Below are 6633 nucleotides of genomic sequence, written 5' to 3'. Positions count from 1 at the left end.
GCATCAACATACTTTGCTTTTCAGTCTAATCCATCTATTTTAGTCGGGCGCATGGGCTTAGCATTCGTATTATCAATGATTATAGGACTTGTCATCTATTTATTTTTTAAAAATAGTAATCAATTAAAGCTAACTTCAGAAGAACTAGTAGGTAATGAAGCGCAAAAGCAAGAAACATTGCAAGTAAATAAATGGAAGGCGACCTTTTACCACGCTAGTGATGAGTTTTTTGATATGGGGAAATACTTGATTCTAGGTGCATTTATCGCTAGCTTATTCCAAACCTTCTTAAATCGAGAGGTGCTTTTATCCTTAGGATCAAATGAATTTAGCTCACCGCTTGTGATGATGGGCTTTGCATTTGTTCTGTCACTATGCTCAGAGGCAGACGCCTTTGTTGCAGCATCGTTTGGTACGACATTTGCACCGGGTGCTCTGCTAGCATTCCTCGTTTATGGTCCGATGCTAGATATGAAAAATACGATACTATTATTTGCCTATTTCCGGACGAAATTTGTTCTTTGCTTCATTATCATTGTTACAGCTATCGTCTATTTTGGCGTTATCATCTATCAACAGTTTATTTAAGGAAATAAAAAGAAGAACGGAGGAAAGCAGATGGATCAAACGAATGACTTAGGCTTTCAAAAATATATTCGAGGCATTATTTTAGTAGGCTTCACTTTACTATTATTTAAATTAATTATTTCAGGTGATATTACAAACTTCATTGCCCCTAAAATGCTCCCATTCGTCTATTTTGCAGCGGGGACGTTTTTGATATTAGGGATTCTCCAAATTTGGCGAAGTGATTCAAAGAAGGAATTAGACATTTATTGCGATTGTGGGCTTGATCATACAGGGAAGAGATCACCAGTGAAATCCTTATTTGTATATTCTCTATTTCTCTTTCCTGTTTTAACAGGGTTTATGTTTCCAGAAGTAGTGTTAGATAGTTCCGTCATTAAAAATCGTGGTATAAATTTTGGTACTGCGAATACACAGGTTGAAGCAGCACAGACTGCAAGCAATGAAACGAAAACGACGACGGCTGAAACGAGTAGCCCAGAAGCGAAGAGTGTTGATGAAATGTATTTAGAAGGCTTGCTGAATAGTGATAAAATTACAGTAACCGATGCTGAATACTCAAAAATAACAAAGTATATTGAAACTAATTTAGATAAGTTTGTAGGGAAAGAAATTGAAATTGTTGGCTTCGTTTATCGTGAAACTGATTTTGCCCAGGATGAAATGTCGATTTCTAGATTTACAGTTTCATGCTGTGTAGCTGACCTTCAGGTAATGGGAACGATGGCAACAGGGGAAGCAGCAAAAGATTTGAAAAATGATGAATGGGTAAAGGTAACGGGAGTCATTAATAAAACAAACAAAAATGACCGAGACATTCCTTTAATTGAAATCGGCAAGCTTGAAAAAATAGAAGCTCCATCAGACCCGTATATATACGTATTTTAATTGTTAAAAAGCAAAATAGAAGATAGAGGCAATGGTGTTTGCGCATCATTGCCTTTTGTTATGTTTTTTAGCTGAATAGAATAAGAAGATAACAATTTCTACAAAGGAAGTGTATGTCCTTGATGAATTACCCTTACAATTGAGTAAAGTACATACAATGAAAACGAATTGAATAAAAAGAATACGAGAACAGCTAATGAGAAAAATTCAATAATTGTGATTTTGATTCCTCTGTTTTAAACTGTGAAAGTATCCTATGTTAAATAATAGAAGATGGAAGCTTTTGATTTCTTGTCATGAGGTTATGTATTCAGGAATAATGTAGATAACTACCCTTTACGTGGAAGGGTTAGAACTAGGTATAAAGAATTATACAAAAAATTCAAAACTTGACTATTTTCTTAATAATATTTCCATTATAATGATAAAAGGGAGTGTTTTTGTGTGACCAAAGTACTATTTGTTTGTACAGGAAATACGTGTAGAAGTCCAATGGCAGAGGCATTATTGAAGCATCTGAAAACATCTGAACAAATTGAGGTGAAATCAGCGGGAGTTTTTGCTATGGATGGGAATAACGCATCCCCCAATGCGATTGAGGCGCTACGTGAAAAGGGGATTGCGTGCGAGCATCAATCTTCAAGTCTTAGCCCTGAGCTAGTTGAATGGGCAACAATTATTTTAACGATGACGAATAGTCATAAACAATCGGTGATTGATTATTATCCAGACGCGGGACGCAAAACGTTCACACTTGCAGAATATGTTGGTGAGAAAGGAATGGGGAATAAAGACATTACCGACCCGTTTGGAGGCTCGTTATCTACCTACAAGCGAACATTAGAGGATTTAGAAAAGTACATTTCAAAATTGATAGAACAACTTGAAAGTTAGAAAAATGTTGAAGAGGAGAAACAAGGATGAAAAGCAGAAAAAAATATAAGTTTAGTCTAAGACTCAAGCTTGTCGTGTTTACAACAGTATTGGCGTTAATAACCTATTCAACTAGTGCATTTTTTATCTATTATCTAGTCAATTTTGCTGACAATATTATTGATGAAGAAGTTTTTACATTAATTACTTTAATATTGGGGATTATTTGGTCAGGGATTCTCACATACTTTGGTGCAGGCTTTATAACAAGAGCCTTACACAGACTTGAAACTGCAGCATACAGAGCAGCAGATGGTGATATTCATGAGGATGTTCCAGTGCCGAAAAGCGATGATGAAATTAAAGGCTTAACACTTGCGTTCAATCAAATGCAACAAAATATGAGAAGTATGGTGCAAAGCATTGAGGATAATTTTCAGGAAACAAATGAGCAGGTGAAAAAAATGGCAGCCGCTTCAAGTAATGCTGCAAAGCAGGCGGAAGCAATTTCGACAACTGTTCAAGAAATTTCACGCGGTGCTGATCAATCTGCTAGTTCAATTCAAGAGACAGCCTCAGCGGTAGAGGATATTATTGAATTTGCAACACAAGTAGAAAACAAAGCAGCCTCCTCTGAAAAAATGTCCAATGAAATGGTTTCATCTCTTTCAGAAAGTAAGCAGGTGTATGATTCCTTAATTTCAGGGATACAAAAATTAGCAGAAGAGAATGAAGCATCGATGACAGCGGTACGTCGCTTAGAGGAACATGCGAATGAGGTTTCGACAATTGTTTCGTTAGTTGGCGATATTGCTAATCAAACAAACTTATTAGCATTAAACGCATCTATTGAAGCAGCGAGAGCAGGTGAGCATGGTAAAGGATTTGCTGTCGTGGCAGAGGAAGTAAGAAAGCTTGCTGATGAGAGCGCAAAAGCAGTTCAAGGGATTACAGGGCTAATTGAAAATATACAGCAAGAGGTTCAAAATGTAGTTGGTCAAATCGGAGAACAAGTAGAAACCGCAAAGGCACAAGCACACAATGGCCAAACGTCTGGTAAAATGCTTGAAGAAACGAGTCAATCTATTATGGAAGTTGCTAAAGCTGTTTCGCAAATTAGCGGACTTGTCCAACAACAAATGAATTCTCTACAAACGACTGGTGCACAATCAGAGGAAGTGGCGGCAATTGCTGAGGAGACGTCAGCAGGTGCTCAAGAAGTCGCATCTGCTATTGTCGACCAAACGAACCATATTGAGCAGTTAAATGATTTAAGCGCAAGCCTTGCGGAAAGTGCGGACAAACTAAGGAAAAACATTGATCGATTCAATATCCAAGCGGTAAAATAAAAGGATAGAGATTAAATGTCAAAATTCTTTAGGAGGATACAATGAAAGTAGCAATTGCGTCAGATCATGGTGGTATCAATATTCGTAAAGAAATTATTGCATTATTAGAAGAAATGAACATTGAATATAAAGATATGGGCTGTGAATGTGAAACATCTGTCGATTATCCAGATTATGCGATACCTGTTGCAAATATGGTCGTAAGTGGTGAAGTAGATAGAGGCATCCTAATTTGTGGGACAGGTATAGGTATGAGTATTGCAGCGAATAAAGTAAAGGGTATCCGTTGTGCCTTAGTTCATGATACATTCAGTGCTAAAGCAACACGGGAGCATAATGACACGAATGTTCTTTCAATGGGTGAGCGTGTTATCGGTCCAGGCCTTGCTCGTGAGATCGCGAAAATTTGGTTAACAACTGAATTTCAAGGTGGGCGTCATGCAACACGTGTAGGCAAAATCAGCGAATACGAAAACGAACATTTATAAGAAGGAAGCGGAAAACAAATGGCAAATCTCGAAGGTTGGCAGCATGATTTATCGGTGCTATTAGAGGATTTTCATGCCCAGGCCCAATTGGAGGCTGGCGATTTGCTTGTCATTGGGTGCAGTACGAGTGAAGTAATTGGAGAAAAGATAGGTACAGCAGGCTCTGAGGACGTAGCCAAAATGATTTTTCACTTGCTTTCTCAGTTTCAGCAAAGCACAGGTGTGCACCTTGCCTTTCAATGCTGTGAACATCTTAACAGAGCGTTAGTAGTTGAAAAAGCCGTTGCAAAGGAAAAAGGCTTTGACGAGGTGACGGTCATTCCTGTCAAAAAGGCAGGAGGTTCAATGGCGACCTATGCATATCAGCACATGGAACATCCAGCTGTTGTAGAGTTTATAAAAGCAGATGCGGGTATTGATATCGGTGATACTTTTATCGGCATGCATCTAAAGCATGTCGCAGTGCCACTTCGAAGCAAAATCAAACAAATTGGTTCTGCCCACGTTACAATGGCGAAAACCCGTCCAAAGTTAATAGGTGGTTCTAGAGCGGTTTATGAATTAGACATTGATAATCAGACGTGCCGCTAACCAAATGACCTCGGAATTGAACCGAGGTCATTTTTTTGTAGCTTTCGTTCTTCTTTAAACGTTTGTTAAAAATACTAGGCTCTTTTCTAAAAACGGATATATTAATAAGAAATCAACCTTTACTCCAATTTCGCATTTAAATAAAATAGTTGCGGAATTTTCAAACATTATAGTTGACATTGTCAGAAAAAGTAACGAAAATAGGTGTATTAATCTTTTGAACAAAGATGTACTTAAATCGTAATAAAACGAATAATTAAAACATTATTTGCGAATAATATTCGTTTTTAAGGTTCGATTTTTTGGAAAATAGTAAGATTCACGAAAATATTTTAGAAAATCTATTACATTCTTGCTAATTACCGTGTACAATATAGATGGAATTAGACGTTGTAATTTATCTTATAGGTTTGAAATGAAGGGAGATACGATTCAGAATGAAACATTTACCAGAACAAGATGCGAAAATTTTTGAAGCGATTCAGTTAGAGCGTAAGCGTCAAGAGTCGAAAATTGAATTAATTGCATCAGAAAACTTTGTTAGTGAAGCAGTAATGGAAGCTCAAGGTTCAGTCCTTACAAATAAATATGCAGAAGGATATCCTGGCCGTCGTTATTATGGTGGTTGTGAGCATGTTGATGTTGTCGAAGATATTGCAAGAGAACGTGCAAAGCAAATTTTTGGAGCAGAATATGTTAACGTACAGCCTCACTCTGGCGCACAAGCAAACATGGGCGTGTATTTCACGATTTTAGAGCATGGTGATACTGTTTTAGGGATGAACTTATCTCATGGCGGTCACTTAACTCACGGTAGCCCAGTTAACTTTAGTGGTGTTCAATACAACTTTGTTGAATACGGTGTTGACGAAGTAACACATCGTATTAATTATGATGATGTGTTAGAAAAAGCAAGAACACACAAACCAAAATTAATCGTTGCTGGTGCTAGTGCATATCCTAGAGCAATTGACTTTAAGAGATTCCGTGAAATTGCTGATGAAGTAGGAGCGTATTTCATGGTCGATATGGCACACATTGCAGGACTTGTTGCTGCTGGCTTACATGAAAATCCAGTGCCATATGCAGACTTTGTTACAACTACAACACATAAAACACTTCGTGGACCACGTGGCGGTATGATTTTATGTAAAGAAGAATTCGGTAAGAAAATCGATAAATCGATCTTCCCTGGTATTCAAGGTGGCCCGCTAATGCACGTAATTGCTGCGAAGGCAGTTTCATTCGGTGAAGCACTTCAAGATAGCTTCATAACGTATGCTCAAAACATCATTGATAATGCAAAGCGTTTAGCAGAAAAATTACAATCAGAAGGCTTAACACTTGTTTCGGGTGGTACTGATAACCATTTATTATTAGTAGATGTTCGTTCACTTCAATTAACTGGTAAGGTTGCTGAACATGTGCTTGATGAAATTGGAATCACTGTAAACAAAAATACAATTCCTTTTGAAACAGAAAGCCCATTCGTAACAAGCGGAATTCGTATTGGTACTGCAGCTGTAACAAGCCGTGGCTTCGGTTTAGAGGAAATGGACGAAATCGGTAGCATTATCGCGTTTGCTCTTAAAAACAATGAAGATGCAGCAAAATTAGCAGAAGCTAAGCAACGTGTAGAAGCTCTAACAAGCAAATTCCCTTTATATCGTAATCTATAAGAAAAGATAACAGGACGACAAGTGAATTGTCGTCCTTTTTGCATTGATAAACAAAATAGTAAAGCGAGCAATGGAACTAAAAATCCCCTCACTAGTGTTTAAGTCCTGAAAATAATGTATAAATCCATTGATATAACTTGAAACTATTATCGATTTTCTGTAAAATTTATTGAAGTG

Annotated in this window: 7 protein-coding genes; all 7 read left to right on the top strand. The window is 37.4% G+C overall.

Annotated elements, in window-relative coordinates; genetic code table 11:
• Positions 1-588: permease (locus tag HU235_RS09210; RefSeq protein WP_174880026.1), on the top strand; the 588-nt coding region annotated here is incomplete at its 5' end.
• A gap of 30 nt (positions 589-618) precedes the next feature.
• Positions 619-1476, top strand: coding sequence for a TIGR03943 family putative permease subunit (locus tag HU235_RS09205; protein ID WP_174880025.1), 858 nt, complete (start codon positions 619-621; stop codon positions 1474-1476).
• Between the two features lie 444 nt (positions 1477-1920).
• Positions 1921-2370 carry a low molecular weight protein arginine phosphatase gene (locus HU235_RS09200; protein WP_095301779.1) on the top strand — a complete coding sequence of 150 codons (450 nt, stop codon included), beginning with the start codon at positions 1921-1923 and terminating at the stop codon, positions 2368-2370.
• A gap of 26 nt (positions 2371-2396) precedes the next feature.
• Positions 2397-3698: a methyl-accepting chemotaxis protein gene (locus HU235_RS09195; protein ID WP_095301780.1), complete on the top strand. Its 1302-nt coding sequence runs from the start codon at positions 2397-2399 to the stop codon at positions 3696-3698.
• A gap of 41 nt (positions 3699-3739) precedes the next feature.
• Entirely contained in the window at positions 3740-4186 is a 447-nt protein-coding gene (rpiB, locus tag HU235_RS09190) for a ribose 5-phosphate isomerase B (RefSeq protein ID WP_095301781.1), read from the top strand.
• 18 nt (positions 4187-4204) lie between these two features.
• A complete protein-coding gene (locus HU235_RS09185) occupies positions 4205-4777 on the top strand; it encodes a TIGR01440 family protein (protein ID WP_095301782.1) in 573 nt (190 codons plus the stop codon).
• A 437-nt stretch (positions 4778-5214) separates the two neighbouring features.
• Complete coding sequence (gene glyA / locus HU235_RS09180) at positions 5215-6456, top strand: serine hydroxymethyltransferase (protein ID WP_174880024.1); 1242 nt, start codon at positions 5215-5217, stop codon at positions 6454-6456.
• Positions 6457-6633: the final 177 nt, after the last annotated feature.

It is taken from the genome of Metabacillus niabensis (assembly GCF_902829255.1).
Taxonomy (GTDB): Bacteria; Bacillota; Bacilli; order Bacillales; family Bacillaceae; genus Metabacillus; species Metabacillus niabensis.
The sequence above is the reverse complement of the archived record's forward strand: the minus strand, read 5'-3'. Positions and strand labels throughout refer to the sequence as shown.

Excerpts from the sequence above, each read along its gene's own strand:
- HU235_RS09195 (WP_095301780.1), top strand. The coding sequence starts at position 2,397 with ATGAAAAGCAGAAAAAAATATAAGTTTAGTCTAAGACTCAAGCTTGTC.
- HU235_RS09205 (WP_174880025.1), top strand. The coding sequence starts at position 619 with ATGGATCAAACGAATGACTTAGGCTTTCAAAAATATATTCGAGGCATT.
- rpiB (WP_095301781.1), top strand. The coding sequence starts at position 3,740 with ATGAAAGTAGCAATTGCGTCAGATCATGGTGGTATCAATATTCGTAAA.
- glyA (WP_174880024.1), top strand. The coding sequence starts at position 5,215 with ATGAAACATTTACCAGAACAAGATGCGAAAATTTTTGAAGCGATTCAG.
- HU235_RS09185 (WP_095301782.1), top strand. The coding sequence starts at position 4,205 with ATGGCAAATCTCGAAGGTTGGCAGCATGATTTATCGGTGCTATTAGAG.